13 protein-coding genes are annotated in these 16,176 nt (G+C 41.3%); 3 read left to right on the forward strand and 10 right to left on the reverse strand.

The annotated features are described in order from the left end of the window. The 8 genes from LMH66_RS16160 to LMH66_RS16195 all read right to left on the reverse strand — a co-directional run. A partial coding sequence (locus LMH66_RS16160; RefSeq protein ID WP_229371245.1) for a hypothetical protein occupies positions 1–721 on the reverse strand: 721 nt, incomplete at its 3' end. A gap of 9 nt (positions 722–730) precedes the next feature. Further along, a complete protein-coding gene (locus LMH66_RS16165; RefSeq protein WP_229371247.1) occupies positions 731–2,056 on the reverse strand; it encodes an HlyD family type I secretion periplasmic adaptor subunit in 1,326 nt (441 codons plus the stop codon). Next, positions 2,049–4,151, reverse strand: a complete 2,103-nt coding sequence (locus LMH66_RS16170) for a peptidase domain-containing ABC transporter (protein WP_229371249.1) — start codon at positions 4,149–4,151, stop codon at positions 2,049–2,051. The genes LMH66_RS16165 and LMH66_RS16170 overlap by 8 nt, the downstream gene beginning before the upstream one ends. After that, positions 4,148–5,821: an ABC transporter transmembrane domain-containing protein gene (locus tag LMH66_RS16175; RefSeq protein ID WP_229371251.1), complete on the reverse strand. Its 1,674-nt coding sequence runs from the start codon at positions 5,819–5,821 to the stop codon at positions 4,148–4,150. Before LMH66_RS16175 ends, LMH66_RS16170 begins: the two co-directional genes overlap by 4 nt. A 345-nt stretch (positions 5,822–6,166) precedes the next feature. Continuing rightward, positions 6,167–7,573, reverse strand: coding sequence for a tetrathionate reductase family octaheme c-type cytochrome (locus LMH66_RS16180; protein ID WP_420709433.1), 1,407 nt, complete (start codon positions 7,571–7,573; stop codon positions 6,167–6,169). A gap of 45 nt (positions 7,574–7,618) precedes the next feature. Further along, entirely contained in the window at positions 7,619–9,361 is a 1,743-nt protein-coding gene (locus tag LMH66_RS16185; RefSeq protein WP_229371253.1) for a DUF3373 domain-containing protein, read from the reverse strand. A 166-nt stretch (positions 9,362–9,527) separates the two neighbouring features. Continuing rightward, positions 9,528–9,857, reverse strand: coding sequence for a c-type cytochrome (locus tag LMH66_RS16190; RefSeq protein ID WP_102528766.1), 330 nt, complete (start codon positions 9,855–9,857; stop codon positions 9,528–9,530). 433 nt (positions 9,858–10,290) lie between these two features. Next, positions 10,291–11,010: an SDR family oxidoreductase gene (locus LMH66_RS16195; protein ID WP_229371255.1), complete on the reverse strand. Its 720-nt coding sequence runs from the start codon at positions 11,008–11,010 to the stop codon at positions 10,291–10,293. Positions 11,011–11,120: 110 nt separating this feature from the next. Between LMH66_RS16195 and LMH66_RS16200 the strand changes: the two genes are divergently transcribed. After that, the gene (locus LMH66_RS16200; RefSeq protein ID WP_229371257.1) at positions 11,121–12,029 is read left to right on the forward strand and encodes a LysR family transcriptional regulator; all 909 of its coding nucleotides are present in this window, start codon (positions 11,121–11,123) and stop codon (positions 12,027–12,029) included. A gap of 120 nt (positions 12,030–12,149) precedes the next feature. Further along, positions 12,150–13,376 carry a conjugal transfer protein TraF gene (locus tag LMH66_RS16205; protein ID WP_229371259.1) on the forward strand — a complete coding sequence of 409 codons (1,227 nt, stop codon included), beginning with the start codon at positions 12,150–12,152 and terminating at the stop codon, positions 13,374–13,376. Positions 13,377–13,488: 112 nt separating this feature from the next. Here the strand turns inward: LMH66_RS16205 and LMH66_RS16210 are convergent, their stop codons facing one another. Beyond that, positions 13,489–14,229: a sulfite exporter TauE/SafE family protein gene (locus LMH66_RS16210; protein ID WP_229371261.1), complete on the reverse strand. Its 741-nt coding sequence runs from the start codon at positions 14,227–14,229 to the stop codon at positions 13,489–13,491. 152 nt (positions 14,230–14,381) lie between these two features. Continuing rightward, positions 14,382–14,699 carry a met regulon transcriptional regulator MetJ gene (metJ, locus tag LMH66_RS16215; protein WP_102526657.1) on the reverse strand — a complete coding sequence of 106 codons (318 nt, stop codon included), beginning with the start codon at positions 14,697–14,699 and terminating at the stop codon, positions 14,382–14,384. A gap of 223 nt (positions 14,700–14,922) precedes the next feature. Here metJ and metB point away from each other — a divergent pair, with 223 nt between their 5' ends. Beyond that, entirely contained in the window at positions 14,923–16,083 is a 1,161-nt protein-coding gene (metB, locus tag LMH66_RS16220; protein ID WP_102526656.1) for a cystathionine gamma-synthase, read from the forward strand. Positions 16,084–16,176: the final 93 nt, after the last annotated feature.

Genomic DNA, 16,176 nt, shown 5'->3' on the forward strand with positions numbered 1-16,176 from the left:
TGCCAGTGCCAGTGCCAGTGCCAGTGCCAGTGCCAGTGCCAGTGCCAGTGCCAGTGCCAGTTAATTCATCTGGAATGAGTGGTTTTGGCTCTTGGGGAGGGACAAAGGCTGGGTTGTGAATACGTTGACTGCTTAAGTCGATGCTAAAATGCTGATTTTCCGAATGTTCAGCAAGTGAAATTTTCGCAGTTTTAAACTGACTTATATCCTGTGTCGCGGTATGCCCACCTCGAAACTGACCTGAGTGGTCTATGCCTGTTGTTTCAGTTGAACCGGTCTCTTTAACTAGCGCTTGTTGGGTTTTCACCGTTGAGTCAGAATTATTTTCAGCGGTTTCAGATGCTGCATTTAATGTGACTTGTTGTTCAAGATTGCTAATGCGTTCACTTGGTGCTGTGGGAGTAGTATTATCAGCTTTTGAGGCTATCTTTTCGCTTGTTGAAGGTTGAGTTTGATGGGCGGATAAACTATGCGACGTTTTGTCTGCCACTAAATCTTGATTCAAAGCTCCTTTAACCGGTGCCGTATCTCTCAATTCTTTGGCTTTTAGTTTCTGCGCTTGCGTATCAATTTTTTTTACTGCTTGTTTCGCTTTGTTATCCCGTTTTTTCTGCTCTGCAGCATTCACGTCAACGGTTTTATCATTCTCTTTTTGAATTTCATTATCAGAATGTATTTGGTCGGAGCCCGAAGATTGATGACCCTTATTATCCTTTGTCATGTTGGACTCCTACCTTTCGCCAAATGCTTCATTAATGTTGGTAAAAACCGGTTTCCATAAGTATTGGAAAACACTTTTTTCGCCTGTAACAATGTCTGCTTCACCTGTCATGCCAGGGATCAGTTCGTATTGTCCAGGGTTGTCGAGGAAGTAAGGTTTATCAATTGATAGTTGTACTTTATAAAATACGCCGCCTTTCTCGTCGGAGTCTGTACTAGGAGATATGCGCTTAACAATGCCATCGAGTGCGCCATAGCGGCTGTAATCAAAGGCATCAATTTTTATTCGAGCATTTTGACCAACATGAACAAAGCCAATGTCACGAGGTGAGAGTTTAATTTCCATTAGGCCTGTCTTAGTCATTGGAACAATGACGGCGACAGTCCCACCTGGTTGAATTACACTGCCAGTAGAACTAGTCGGGATGGATTGAATAATTCCGTCAACAGGCGCTGTTACTGTGTTTTGAGACACCAAAGAATCAGAAGATTTAAGCCTAGCAATAACACCTAACAATTCAGCTTGAGTATCGGTACGCTTTTCACCAACCTCTTTAAATAACGAGGCTTGTTTTTGCTTAAGTTGTCGTTCTAAATTAACTAAGTTTTTTGATAGAACCTGTTGCTTACTTTCCATCGATTTCAGTTCACGGATATAAGAATCCAGTTTCTGTTGCGACTCTAAAATGCGAAGTTTAGATACCGCTTGCTCTGCTGTGACAGATAACATCATATTTAGGGTTTGTTCTGCGGTTTGTATCTGATCGCTTAACGGAGGTATCTCAGCTTTTAGACCTTCAAGTTCCGCTTGAGTTTTATCAATATCAGATTCAGACAGTTGCTCCATTGCAAAGCGTTCTTCATTCATACGTTGCAATGATGATTTATGCAGCCTGAGGAGTTGAGGGTACTCAACTGCAAATTCGCTAAAGTTAGCTTCTCTTTGTTCGGTAAAGGCATCGTAGCGTTCTATTCTCATAATGAGGTTAGCCCGTTTGCTGGTGAGTTCTTCTTCAGCGGATAGACTATCGATAGACACAAAACTCGCTAGAATATCTCCCTTTTTAACAACGTCACCTTCCTCAACAACAACGGATGCAATCGTTCCTCCTGAACGACTTTGAATAACTTGGCGGTGGCCCAGAGGCACCACTTGACCTTTCGATTTAGAAATTTCTTCCACGCTGGTAAAAATTGACCATATCAGCATGATTAATATTGAACCTGTAATAATTAAAATAATATTACGAATGATTTTACGCTCTGCGGGCGCTTCTATTGCTTCAGCAAATTCGTGTTCTGGCCATACTCGGTTAGCTAGTTGACGATTATCCATTGGTTGGAGACTCCTGCATGGCGACGGTCGAAGGGGATTCAGTTGTATCTGATTTTTTTGATGCTTCAGTAGCCTTGTCTGGTATTGGGCCTGCATAAACCACAGCACCTTTATCTAGAACAATGACCTTGTCAGCGTGTTGGATTAACTCTTGATCGTGACTCGTAAACAGTACGGTGGATTTACCTTTAAGGTTTAATAATGTCTCTATCAACGTTGCTTTTGAAAGTGGGTTTCGGTGGGGCAGTGGTTCATCTAATAACATTAATGGTGATTGCTTTATTATGGCGCGTGCTAAGTTGATATAGCTGCCCTCTATTGCTGATAGCATGGCATTATTCTCACCTAGTAAGTCGACGCTAAGGTCATTATTAATGCTGTTAAAGAAGCTCTCACCTCCCGCTTTTATCAGTGCATCAATAATTTCTTTATCGCTGGCTTTGGGTTTTGCTATTCTGATATTTTCAGCTAATGTACCAGGGAAAATATCCGGCTGCGATGGACTATATGCAGCCCAATGACGAAAGATTTCAGTGTCATACTGCTTAAGGTTTTTACCATTCAATGTGACAAAGCCAGCTTGAGCTTCTAATACGCCTAATGCGCTCAGTAAAAGTGTCGATTTACCACAAGCATTTGGACCGATAATTGCCACTAATTCGCCAGGTTCTACATCAAATGTCACGCCAGACAATGCAGCCTCTCCCTCAGCTTTGTAGCGTAATGTAAGGTGTTGGAAAGCTAATGATGGCGCTTTGGTATTATCTGGCGTGTCTAGCCTTAATTCTGATTGTTCGGTGCTAGCTTGCATGAAACGATCAAATTGTTTGACCGCAATATCCATCATGGTGAATTTTTGTTTCGATGAGAAAGCTAACTGAGCTGGGCCTGTAATTCGCCATATCATCATCACACAAGCAATGAGTGCTCCTGGCGATATCGTTTGATCTAAGACTAAAAAAATACCGGTAAAAACAGTAATGAGTGCAGTAAATAAACTGAGGGAATGTGCAACAGCAGCGTTAAGACCATTACGCTTTGCATAGAGAAAATTTTGGCGACTGTTTTCACGGCTTTGACGAATAAACTTGGTTTGCCAAGCTTCGGTATCACCAGCAGCTTTTAATTGAAGTAAGTTTTTTGATAACTCACTCATCGCATTTTGATATTCACCGCTGATTGTGGGTGAAGCAGCTTGGACATATTTATTGAGTACTTGCATCACGAGGTAATAAAGCATCAACATACCAATTGGCACGAGGACTAACCAACCGCTTAAAAACATGATGGCGAACAAGGCTATGAGGGTAAAAGGCAAATCAACAAGCCCCCCACCGCCAGGGCCAGATAATAACATGCGAACTTTTTCCGCATTGCGCATTCGAGCGATATGATTTGAGATTCCTACCCTAGATAACACCATTAAAGGCATATGTAATAAGCGATAAAAAGTGATTTCAGAGAGATCTCTAGAAAAACGATTACTGGTTGTTGATAAGATTTGTGCGCGAGCAAGTCGAGTGCTAATCAATATTCCGACCGCTAATAAACCACCCAATGCAATGCTAGGCAAAATAGCAGGGCTTTGGCCTCCTATTACGCGATCGTATACAGCCATGGTAAAAAATGGCACTGCAAGTCCGGTGATACTTGAGAGTAAACTTAGCCAAAAAACCGGTCTGTACCATTTGGTTCTTTTACTCATATGAGCGGCAAACGCATTCACATTTTTTCTGGTGGTTGGTAACGACTCGATTAAGAAAATATAAGCCGTATCATTGAGTTGAGTTAAGTCGATTGATTGCCATTGGTTTCCTGTTAATGCTTCAAAAACATGGCCCTGCCTTCTGACAATAAACCCTGGTTCATTTTGCGGAATAACAAGGAAAGGGTGTATCGATAAATGCAGATTTTTTGCCGTATTATTTGTCACTGAAAAGCCTATTTGATGCTTTTTCAATAACCGTGATAACCCGAGTGTATTCAGATCAGTGTTATTATGATCGTTAGCAATATTACTGGCTTGTGTATACAGTCCAAGTTGCTGGAATAAGTCAACTACAAGTGGTTTTAGCTCCAATTCAGTCGTGCTCATGAGCTTACCTCCTGTGCCGCTTTCGTTGTTGTAGATTTGTCCATCTCGCGGTGCGCAACGCCATTTATTTCAATACATTCATCACTTAAACTTGCAAGCTCGGTAAAATGAGAGGCAGCAACTATTGTCATTTGTTGTTTTAATTGTTGCAGTAAGGCGAGTAAACGGCCTTGTGCATCAGCATCAAGCGATATCATTGGTTCATCTAGTAATAAAATTGAAGGTTTTTGCACAATTGCTCGCACAATCGCAATCAGCTTAATTGCGCCCTTATTCAACATTTGGCAGTCACTATCACCGACCATTGTTTGATAACCATTGGGTAGTTCAGCTATTTTACTTGTGAGTCCTAAACTGTCTGCAATAGCCATGGCTTGAGGTTCAAATTCGGCTCGAAACATCGTCATGTTTTCTAATAAACTGCCAGCAAACAATGTTGGCCAAGGTGCTACATAAGTGATTGACTGTCTGAACTCTTTAGAATCATGTTGGTGGATGGCAATATTATCAATCGTCACTTGACCAGCTGATACTTGTTGAAACCCTGCGATAATACTTAACAGATGGCTTGCATGACTTAATGGATTTGATTGCAACGTGACCAAACTATTCGCTTGAATGTGATGGCTGAAATGAGTGATAGCTGTGCCAAGGTTTTTACTGCTGATATTGTCGAAGTGGATAGGACCTAAAGGCAATTTTTGTTGATAGATTTTAGTTCCTTGAAAAGACTCCTCCGGAAGTTGGGTTAAGTCATTAACATGGGACATTGCCGTTTGCGCACTCACCAAGCGTGACCGTAAGCTAATAATCGCACTTAAAGGCGCAACCGCTCGACCCGCTAATATAGAGCAGGCGGCTAATCCACCTGTTGTCAAAGAGCCGTTGAGCACTTCAAGACAACCTAACATCACTAATATCAGCGTGGTCCCTTGTGCAGCACCTTGAATGACTTCTTGAAGCTTGGCCGAAAGCCAATCGACTTGCTGTTGATTCTCAAGCCGTTGGTGATTGATGTTGTTATAAATGCCAGATAAACGATCTTCTAAAGATAGTGCTTTAGCAGTCGTTAAGCCTGAAAGGACTAAAATCAACATTCTAGTTCGTTCTGCATCAGATAAAGCTAACGCGTGAGTCGCAGTTGCTAACTTTTTTCCAATATAGAAAACCAGTGCACCAACAACAAGCCAGACAGCAATCGGTATGAAGACTAACGGGCCGCCAATATAGGCAACTAATGCTAAAAAAATCAGTACAAAAGGAAAATCCATCAATGCGACAATGGCTTGGCCTGAATAGAGTTCTCGCATACTGGCGATACTAGCAAGCCCATTTGCTATTCGGCCTGTACCCATGGCCTCAACATGATTGTAGTCAGCTTTCATTAACTTGCTGACCACATCTGTGGTGGTTTCTAATTCAAAATTTGCAGCAGAAGCGGCTAACAGCCAACTTCGGCCATACCTTAAAACCAGTTCAAGCAATATGGCGATAGCAACCCCAGACACTAAGATAGTGGCGGTGCCATAACCTTGATTTGGCAAAATTCGGTCGTAAATCTGTAGCATGGTGAAAGGAAGCGCTAACGACAATAAATTGATAAAAGTCGAAGACAACAGTAACTCTGGAAATGCTTTATTTCTTGAAAATAATCGAAAGTTCTCTCGCATGCTACAGTCATCCTATTAGTTAACATGGCTAGTCAATGACTTAATAAAAAGCTTAGATTAAAGCGTAGACTATTTTTTAGTATGTTCATGGTTAACTTAAGGATGAACGCTCTTAATTTCAACAGTTTATTTTCTGTTCAGATGACTTGGTATTCCAATTGAAAGGTAGTCAGGTTGGTTGGGATAGCATTATTTTAATGAAGTAAAAAGAAGAACTTTTATTAGTAAGGGTATTCATTACTTGAATCGTTAACTCATCTTTCAAAATATCGTGCAGCTTTGAAAGTGAGCATAAAAAAACTGCCCGTTTTCTACAGGGCAGTTTTTATGAAGTAAAATTATTGATTATTCTTGGGTTGCCGCATGTTTTTTTATTGCTTTATTTTTCATTGGGTCGCCTTGGTAACCAAGTGCTTTCCAATCCATTCTTGTGCCTTTATTGTGGCAATCATTACAGTTTAAAGCTTGCTCGGTTGGCGCCACCATATGATTGATGCGCCACCACATTTCTGTTTCTGCAAAGCCATATTCACCACTGTATTTAATGCCTTTATCTAGCATGGCTTGATTAGCTTCCATACCCAGTTTAGCGGCTTTATCCCAGTCAAATGTTTTCCAGTAACCACCTTTACCAAAGACTTTAGCGGTAATGAAGATGTTTTGTTTACTGTCGTAAATTTGCTTACCAGTATGAACCTTAAATGGATATATCTTTGCCGCTGCATCATTAATATCACCTAAAGGATAAGTCAGCTTGGTGATGGCGTTAGGATCCATCTTATCACCAGCCATATAAGCATCGGCTTTGCCGTTATACCAAGCATATTGAGGTTTCACATTTTTTGCCCACACAAAACTGCCTTTCTTTTTCATGTAAGTATGTTTGCCATATTGATCTTTAGTTTGCTCAATGTCTTGTCCTGCGGTTGACCAATCCCAGCTCATTTTGGTGGGTTCATTTTTAGCAAACTCAGGAATATGGCAGGTTTGACAGGCAATACTGCTGCTGTGGGTATTAAGACGTTTATTGGTATGTGGTGCAGCTTCATGGCAGTTTTCACAGCCAATATCACTCATGCCACCAGGTGAAACGCCCATGGCATTGCCTGCTATCTGGTGACTCTCGGTTGTATGGCAGGTTTGGCATTGGAAATCATTACCGTCGGTGTCCATATGTACGTCAGTGACTTTGTCTGGATAAGACATTGAAGAGTCTAAATCGCCGTGTTTTACACCATCACCACCGCCACCATAGAAATGGCAACTGCCGCAATTATCTCGCACTGGCGCCCCTACATTTTGTGCCACTCGTTCTAGATTTACCTTAGCGAGAACTTCTCCTGCTCCAGCGGGATCTTTTACGTAAGTGCCTGTAGTGTCATGACAAATTAAACAGTCGACTTTGGTCATATCAGTAAAGTCAAAACTGTCGTCCTTCCAACCATAACCGGCATGGCAGCTGGTGCATCGTGGCTCGTTACCTGATACTGCGATACAAAAATTGTTAATAGCGTTTTTCTTTCCGCGGGTCACGGTGCGCTCAGGTAACTCTTGTTCAAGCTCCCATGTCCAATGAGATGATTTCATGACATCTTTAGCGTGATCTTCATGACATTCAATACACTGAGTAGTGACCTCGCTGCCTTGAGTAAAAGGGCCTTCAATAAACTCTTTGTGTGGATTCGCCGCGTTGGCAAATAAACTAAAGCAACATAATCCACCGGTCATTAAGCTGGCGATGAGTATTTTCATAATAAGACTCCTGCCCTCGGTAAAAACCGAGGGAAGTAATTAAGGTTAGAAATTAACAGTAAGCGATGCATTGATGTCATAAGCGGTATCAACTACAGGGAGCATTGAATAAGCTGTACCTGCGACAACATCATCGACTTTTTGTGGTTTACCAACCGGTGTTCCACTGCCTGTGTATTCAAAGTCGTAATAAAGTCCTGCGAGTTTAATGAACATTTTTGGATTAATATCAAACATATAATAGGCTTCAGCAACATGGCCTCTAGTAGCGAGTTTGCTGCCAATCGGGTCATCCTGAGCTTGAGTGAAAGGTGTCCAGTATTCAGAGCCATAGTTATATTCGAGGCCGACTTTTCCGTAAGGCGCTGGGATTTGAACGCCCACATAAATTCCGTAACCATCTTTAGCGCCACTGTCTTCAGCAGCTGAAGGCAACATGATAATTTCACTGGCATCAGCGTTAAGCTGCGCTTCAAAAACAGCATCAGATAACATGCCGCCAAACATACCTGCGTTGCCATTACCATCAGCTCGGGTCCAGCCTCCTGATAAGAACCATTTAACGTCGTTATCTTCTTCGCGGGCAAAACCAATACCACCTAAGAACATATCGCCAATCACATCACTTGGCTGAACGCGAGTGACAAAGTTGAAGTTTTCAAACTTTTGCATGTCTTGATACATAGTTGGTGCAAATATACCTGCAAGCTGAGTTGGAAAAGCCATGGTGCCTTTAAAGCCATCATTGACATCTTTAGCGCCGAATAAGGTAAATTGAAGGAAGTTTTTACCATCGTTTATCGCGTCGATATTAAAGCCGCCAAGGTGAGTATCTTTGGTGACGATATCACCAAACATTTCGCCGTTACCCCACTGTGATTCAAAGCCTTGTCCGTAACAGAAGCGAACAACTTGGCCTTCGACACCAGTAATATCACTGAGGTGATAACCCATAGTTGCGCCATCAAAGTTAAAGTTAACTAAATGGCCAGAAGGAGTGCCGCCACGTTTTTCATTTTCACGGTATTGGGTTGGTGGGCCGTAAGTTGATGGACGACGTCCAATAGATAAGTAAAGTGGTGAACCGTTAATATTTTTCCAGTCAAAATAAGCGCGTTCGACTCGTAACCAGTCGCCACTTGGATTACCGCTATTGGTGCCATCCATGGTAAATGAACGCCAAGAATCAAATACTTGCACGCCAGTTGAATCGCCCCAGTTTTTAAACATACTCAGGCGGCCTGCAAAGCTGACGTTATCCCACACTTTTGCTTTGAGGTTGAGTCTCAAACGTGTGGTGTAGTAAAGGTCATTATCAATATCTTGAGCAGTTTTAGGGGCTAATACATAAGGCATTACCCCTTGTAACTGACCGCTTTGAAATGCAGATGCTAGATTAGGGTTAGCGGCCATCATTTGGGCTAGTGGTGAGCTTGCATCGTCAGGCATACCAAATTCGCCGCCCATCGCTTTAGCGCCAAAATCATTAAAATCGACATTAATGGCAGGATTCCAAGTGACATCCTGATAATGAAGTGAATGGACTTTGGTTCTAAAGTCGCCAGTGATTTCTATTCTATCAAGTGCAGTATGACGTTCATTTTTATCAACTCGATCATTGATGTCATCAATTTCATCATTAATGTCGGCTAGCTGTTGTTTAAGGTCTGCCATTTTTTGAGCATCAGTTTTACTTAGACTATCTCGTTGAATATCAGCATCGTTTGCATAAACACTCGCTGATAATATCAACGCGTTTGCAACAAGCAGTGAAATAAGAGTACGCATAACATCTCTCCTTTCGAATCAGCAGGTTAATTTATATTTCTGCCTTCGATTGATGTTGGGAATCCTAGGGGGATTGCTGAATTTTGGTAGCATTAATCCCTGAGGCATTCCCCATATTTTTATTAATTAGGTGGTTTAAATGTGTTTTACAGTCGAGCCAGGTTAGTTAACCGCAAGTTTGTGGTTGATCTGAATCGGCTGCATGGTCATATAAGAATTGCTGAATATCTAATAAGTCTTGTTCACTTAAAGCTTCAAAGACTTCAGCTTTCGCTTTGTGCTTATTACGTCTAAAAAATCTATCCCACTGGCTCATGGTTTTACTCATTGGGGTAATCTCACCGCCTTCATCTCCCATGCTATGACAGGCTTTGCATTCTTTTTTATACAGGTGTTTACCTTTTTTAGGATTACCGCCATCAGCAGCTTGAACCTGAGCTCCTAAACAGAGTGCGAGAGATACGCATATAAATATCTTATTCATGGTTTTCATCATCAGTCCCTTACTTTAAATAATTTTTATTGTTAATGGTTTTTGTCTAAATGGGTGTTTCTTGTTACTTAATTTAACACTTGTGATAAAGGATATTGTTGAGGAGGATCAAGTAAATTATAAAAATCTAATTGAATAAAATATAATTGAAAAAAATCTAATGAATGTGTGAGGTTTTTCTTTAGCTGCTGATTTTTATGGTAATTAATGTTATTTCTAACTAGTAGCTATTATGTAAGGTGGTTTTTTAGTGATTTTGAAACAAGATTGAGATCACAATTTTGATATTTGACTATATCTAAAGTGATAGATGAAGGTTGCATAGGGGTAAATTGTTAGGGTGTGTTTAATATGCACTGCAGTAAATACAGTGCATATTGAGTGCGATGATGAAGTATCGCCTAAATCTAAATAACGTAGATGAGCTAATCGCCTATTATGGCTGTTGACGAGTTGGTGCTAACACAATTTCTCGCACACAAACATTTTGTGGCATTTCATAAGCAAAGACGGCTGTTTCTGCAATATGTTCAGCAGCTAATACACCGCCCATCACTTCTTTCCAGTCTGCGTAGCCATCTTTAATGTCTTGGCTAGTGGTATGGCTAAGCAATTCAGTTTCAACTGCGCCTGGTGCAATCGTCACCATACGCACATCGTCCATTGCCACTTCTTCACGGATGTTTTCAGTGAGGGCATGAACAGCGAATTTAGTCGCACAATAAGCTGCGTGATTAGGGAAAGTTTTACGACCCGCAACTGAGCTAACGTTAATGATAGTGCCTGTTTTGCGTGCCTTCATATCTGCAAGGACGCAGTGGATACCATTTAAAACACCCATTACGTTAACGTTGAGCATTTGGCTCCACTCTGCTGGATTGTGCACATCGGCTTGACCTAATAACATCACGCCAGCGTTATTAATCAAGCAACCTACAGGGCCATATTGTGCTTCTGCACTAGCAATAGCAGCCTTCATTGCTGTCGCATCGGTCACATCGGCACTGATGCTTAAGCTATTTTCAAGTTTAAGCGCTTTCATTTTTTCTACACGACGAGCAAGTAATAAAAGTGGGTGGCCTTTTGCGCTAAATGCTTTAGCCATCGCTGCGCCAATACCTGAAGATGCACCAGTAATTACGATAAGTTGTTTCATGATTTTGACCTCTGTTTGTAAGTTGTGAGAATTATAGAGAAAGACTTATTGGTGATATATAATCAACAAAGAACATAATTGTTTACATACGACCTCTAATGGAGGGTGGGTTGAATAGTGATATAAATTTAGTCGATATCCGCGCGTTTGTTGTTATTGCTGAGTTGGGTAACTTTACTCAAGCTGCTGAAGCCTTGGGCTGTTCTCGATCCCATATATCTAAGCAATTACTTAGTTTGGAGACGTTTTTAGGGGTGACCTTAATTGTCAGAACGACACGCACTCAACGTTTAACTGACCAAGGTGAGAGTTTTTTACTGCAATGTCAGCAAGCGTTACATCAAATAGAGCAAGCTGTCAGTATGACGGTGGATAGTGCTGAACGTCTCAAGGGGAATATTTATATTAACTGTGTGGGGGGCTTTTTAGGCGAAGAAATCGTTGTTGCATTAGTGAATGACTTTATTCAATTATATCCTGATATCACCATAGATTTAGATTTCAGCAGTCAGCGAGTCGATCTGATTGAAGATCATTTTGACGTGGTGTTTAGAATGGGGGAGTTGGCAGATTCTGGGCTTATTGCACGTAAGTTAATGGATATTAAAAATTGCACGTTAGCATCTCCGAATTATTTAGCTCAGCATGCGATACCTGCGCATCCTACCTTGCTTAATCGACATACTTGTATTGTGGGATCAATAAACCATTGGCGCTTCGCCCATAAAACCAATACTCACGAAAGTGCAGAAGTGGCGATAAAAGGAAGTTTCAGGTGTAAAAATGGTAGAGCAATGAAACTCAGTGCATTAGCTGGCAATGGCATAGTGAGGCTACCTTATTTGTATTGCGCTGAAGAAATAAGTCAGCACCAATTAGTCGAAGTATTTCAAGATTGGCATATTCCCGATACACCGTTTTATGTGCTCTATCATAAAGACAAATTTCAACCTGAGCGATTGAAAAAATTTATTCAATTCACCTTAGATAACTTTAAAAGTTATCTACCTGATTTATAGAAAAAACTTAAGAATAGCATGCCAAAATAGATTAACATTTTTGCATTATTTTTGATTGTTTAAACATTTATCTGCCGATTTCTACTATGTTTATTAAACAATAAGAATTGGGAATGATGGATGCAAAAAAGACTAGCGCTAGCTTTCTGTTTACTTGTGTTTGCCAGCAATGTGCAAGCCAGCGGGCTTTATTTTGAAGCGCGAAGTGACAGTATGGGCGGCACTGGTGTAGCTGCATCAAATCGTATTGGCGCAAGCTTTATTAATCCTGCTTTACTTTCCATTCTCACTCCCCATTCAAGTTATAGTGCTGCTGAGATAAAAAAAGCACAACAGTTCTCTTTACTGCTTCCTGTTGTGGGGGCTGAAGGCGCCGATAGCGATAACATGATTGATAAATTCGACTCTTTGCAGGACTCTTATGATGGGCTAGAGGCGGCAATTAACTCGGGTGATAGCAGTGATGTTGAAGGTTATCGAGATGACTTAGTTATTGACTTGGAATCATTAAAAGGCAATCGCGCCGAGTTTTCAGCTGGGATCGGCGCTGCGATTGTTATTCCTAACGAACGTATGCCAATGGCTGTGTTTTATAAGAGTTATCTCGATGCTGTAGGTATTGCTGATATAGCACAGTCGGATATCGATACCTTAAATACATTAGATCCTCTCAACCCTCCAGCTGATATTACTGATTTAGATTCTCAAGGTGTTGTACTTGCTGGTGGGGTGACAGATTTTGGTGTGGCGTTAAGTTTTCCGTTATCGATTGTGAACATGCCAGTAAGAGTGGGGATTTCACCTAAGTTTCAACGTATCGATACTTATCATTATTCAGTGAACGCCAATAATTTCGATGCCGATGATTTTGATGATGATAAGTACCGCAATAATGAGAACGTATTTAACCTTGATATCGGGGTCGCTTTTGAGCCTATGGATGAACTGACAATTGGTTTATCTGCACGAAACCTTTTCAGTAAAACGGTTAAAACCGTTGAGGCGCAAGGTCGTGAGTTCCATTATCAGGTTGAACCTTTAATTACAGCTGGCGTAGCATACGATTGGACATCAGTTACCTTAACAACAGACATAGACTTAATTGATCAAACACGCTTTAAAGAGTTTGATGCAGTGCAATATTGGCGAGTTGGCGGTGAGGTTAAAGCCACAGATTGGTTATCGTTACGCATGGGGTATCGCCACGATTTAAAAGATAATACTGTTGATATCTATTCATTTGGAACTGGGTTTGCGATTGGTCAGGCTTTTAAGCTTGATATGAGTGGTAGCTATGGTGAAGATGACGCCATTGGGGCAGTACTGCAAACCTCTTATCACTTTTAGGCTGGCTTGGTGTAGGCTCGCTTCGAAACTATCTATCCTATTTCTAGTGCATATCTAGTGCATATCTAGTGCATGCCTAGTGCATGCCTAATGAGTTACCTCTCAGCCACTTTTATCCTGCCGACAATTCAATTAATGACTTTATCGTCAACACTAAGGCACTTAAGCCGCACAATACCAATGTGGCTGTGCGCGTTTTTTGTTTATCCACTTTGTTGCTGAGTTTGCCCGCGACAAAACTGCCTAAAAATACTGATGGTAAGAGCATTAAAGACAACCAAACATGCTTCATTTCAACTAAGCCAACGATGAATAAAATGATCATTGCGATCATAGAGCTGAATACAAAGAAAATCGATAATGCCGCGCGAAATTGCGGTGCATCTTTTCCGGCTAATAAAATAGCCAACGGCGGGCCACCAATAGCGGCAATATTACCGAAAACCCCTGAAAGAATCCCAGCGATAAATAGCGTGAAGCGATTGACTGGTGCGGTGACTTTATAAAAACTTAGAATGACAGCACTGGCAACAATAAAGGCAATAGCCAGACCTAATATGGATTGCGGCGCAAAGACTAGTAACGCAGCCCCAAGAAAGCCGCCAGGTACACGACCAATGAGTGCATATTGAAGTCCGTTGAATTGCAGGGATGTGCGCTCACGTAATAAAGTAAGCAAAGCGATTGAAAAACCGCAAGCAATAACAGGGGCGGGTACAAGTTGGGGATCAATAATATACAGCAATGGGCTAGCAACAACAGCTAAGCCAAAACCAATAAGCCCTTGAGTGAGTGCACCGAGAAATATAATAGCCGATGCCAGCATCAAGGTTTGCGGATCGATAAATGCCATAGTGTTCTCTTTGAGTGCAAGTTTGACTCAAGTATTGTCATACTGCGAAGAGGAAGGGGAGCTTATCAAAGAAGGCTTACACCGTAATGTAAGCACAAAATTGATTTATTATCATATTTGCCAGTCAGCTTGAAAGCATACTGACAATAGACTTAGTCGTCTAAGTCTTCCCACTCAATACCCATTTGATCCATTAGTGCTTTTGCTTCACTTGGGATGCTATCAGGACCTTCTTTAGATAAGTCATCATCATTTGGTAGAGGCTGACCAGTGTACGCATGTAAAAAGGCTTCACACAAAAGTTCACTGTTGGTTGCATGACGCAAGTTATTTACCTGACGGCGAGTACGTTCATCGGTTAGCACTTTTAGTACTTTTAAAGGAATCGATACCGTGATTTTTTTAACTTGTTCATTTTTTTTGCCATGTTCGGCATATGGGCTGATATAGTCGCCATTCCATTCAGTCATTAACTCACCTTTATACGATAGATTCGTGGCAGATTTTAACTGCTTATTTATTACAGTCAAATTATTGCTGTTATTCTATAACGAATACAAATAGATTTCTTTATGTTTAGACGTCTAAACGTCTAATTTGTGTTGACGATCTGATTTAGCTTAGGTACATTTAGCCATCTAGACATCTCTGTGGTGTATTATTCATGAGTGTGTCAATCTTCAGGAGATTATTATGACCAAACATCGCGCTGCTACACTTGCCGTTCGCCAAGGTATCGAATCCGATACTCAATATGGCGCAGTAGTCCCGCCGATTTATCTTTCGACTAACTACTCGTTTGATGGACACACAAACCCAAGAGAATTCGACTACAGCCGCTCTGGTAACCCAACCCGTTGCGTTTTAGGTGAGGCAATAGCCAAACTTGAAAATGGTGCTACAGGTGTTGTGACATGTACCGGTATGGCAGCGATTACTTTAGTGACTAGCTTGCTTGGTCCTGAAGATTTATTAGTTGTACCACATGATTGTTATGGTGGCAGTTATCGACTGTTCACTAATCTTGCCAACAAAGGTCAATTTAAATTAATCGTAGTTGATCAAACTGATGATAAAGCACTGGCAGATGCGATTGCGCAAAAGCCTAAAATGGTTTGGTTAGAAACTCCGTCTAATCCGTTATTACGTGTTGTTGATATCAAAGCGATTGTGGCTGCGAGCCATAAAGTGGATGCTTTAGTTGTTGTTGATAACACCTTTCTTTCGCCTATCTTGCAACAACCGCTAGAGCTGGGCGCTGATATTGTGATGCACTCCACCACTAAATACATCAATGGTCATAGTGATGTGGTTGGCGGCGCTGTCGTGGCTAAAGATGCTGAACTTGGTGAGCTATTACATTGGTGGTCAAACACTTTAGGTCTGACAGGTTCAGCCTTTGATAGCTACCTAACTTTGCGCGGCATTCGTACATTGGCTGTACGTATTCGTGAGCATCAAACCAATGCACAACGAGTGATTGAAGTCCTTCAAGCCAGTGATGTTGTCGAAAAAGTATATTACCCAGGGTTAAAAGACCACCCAGGTCACGATATTGCCGCTAAACAGCAAAAAGGCTTTGGCGCTATGTTAAGTTTTGAACTTAAAGGTGGTGAAGCTGAAGTTGTTGCTTTCTTAGAAGCCTTATCAATATTCAGTGTTGCTGAAAGCTTAGGCGGAGTGGAAAGCTTAGTTGCCGTACCTGCGACAATGACACACAGAGCAATGGTGCCTGAAGCCCGTTATGAGGCTGGTATTAAAGATACATTGCTGAGATTATCAGTCGGTATTGAAGATGCTGAAGATTTGATTACTGATATCCAAGCTGGTTTAGCTGCAGTTGCTGAGCTTTAAGCTAATAAATTAGATTGTCATAAGTTAAGTCAGTAAGATTTTATTGTTGCCATATTCAGTACATATGGCAGCGCAAAAAGTGGTTTAAGGAGT

Origin of the sequence: Shewanella sp. 10N.7, assembly GCF_020806285.1 — a bacterium.
In the GTDB taxonomy this organism is placed as follows: Bacteria; Pseudomonadota; Gammaproteobacteria; order Enterobacterales; family Shewanellaceae; genus Shewanella; species Shewanella electrodiphila.

Excerpts from the sequence above, each read along its gene's own strand:
- LMH66_RS16170 (WP_229371249.1), bottom strand. The coding sequence starts at position 4,151 with ATGAGCACGACTGAATTGGAGCTAAAACCACTTGTAGTTGACTTATTC.
- LMH66_RS16165 (WP_229371247.1), bottom strand. The coding sequence starts at position 2,056 with ATGGATAATCGTCAACTAGCTAACCGAGTATGGCCAGAACACGAATTT.
- metB (WP_102526656.1), top strand. The coding sequence starts at position 14,923 with ATGACCAAACATCGCGCTGCTACACTTGCCGTTCGCCAAGGTATCGAA.
- LMH66_RS16195 (WP_229371255.1), bottom strand. The coding sequence starts at position 11,010 with ATGAAACAACTTATCGTAATTACTGGTGCATCTTCAGGTATTGGCGCA.
- LMH66_RS16205 (WP_229371259.1), top strand. The coding sequence starts at position 12,150 with ATGCAAAAAAGACTAGCGCTAGCTTTCTGTTTACTTGTGTTTGCCAGC.
- LMH66_RS16185 (WP_229371253.1), bottom strand. The coding sequence starts at position 9,361 with ATGCGTACTCTTATTTCACTGCTTGTTGCAAACGCGTTGATATTATCA.
- LMH66_RS16210 (WP_229371261.1), bottom strand. The coding sequence starts at position 14,229 with ATGGCATTTATCGATCCGCAAACCTTGATGCTGGCATCGGCTATTATA.
- metJ (WP_102526657.1), bottom strand. The coding sequence starts at position 14,699 with ATGACTGAATGGAATGGCGACTATATCAGCCCATATGCCGAACATGGC.
- LMH66_RS16175 (WP_229371251.1), bottom strand. The coding sequence starts at position 5,821 with ATGCGAGAGAACTTTCGATTATTTTCAAGAAATAAAGCATTTCCAGAG.
- LMH66_RS16190 (WP_102528766.1), bottom strand. The coding sequence starts at position 9,857 with ATGATGAAAACCATGAATAAGATATTTATATGCGTATCTCTCGCACTC.
- LMH66_RS16180 (WP_420709433.1), bottom strand. The coding sequence starts at position 7,573 with ATGAAAATACTCATCGCCAGCTTAATGACCGGTGGATTATGTTGCTTT.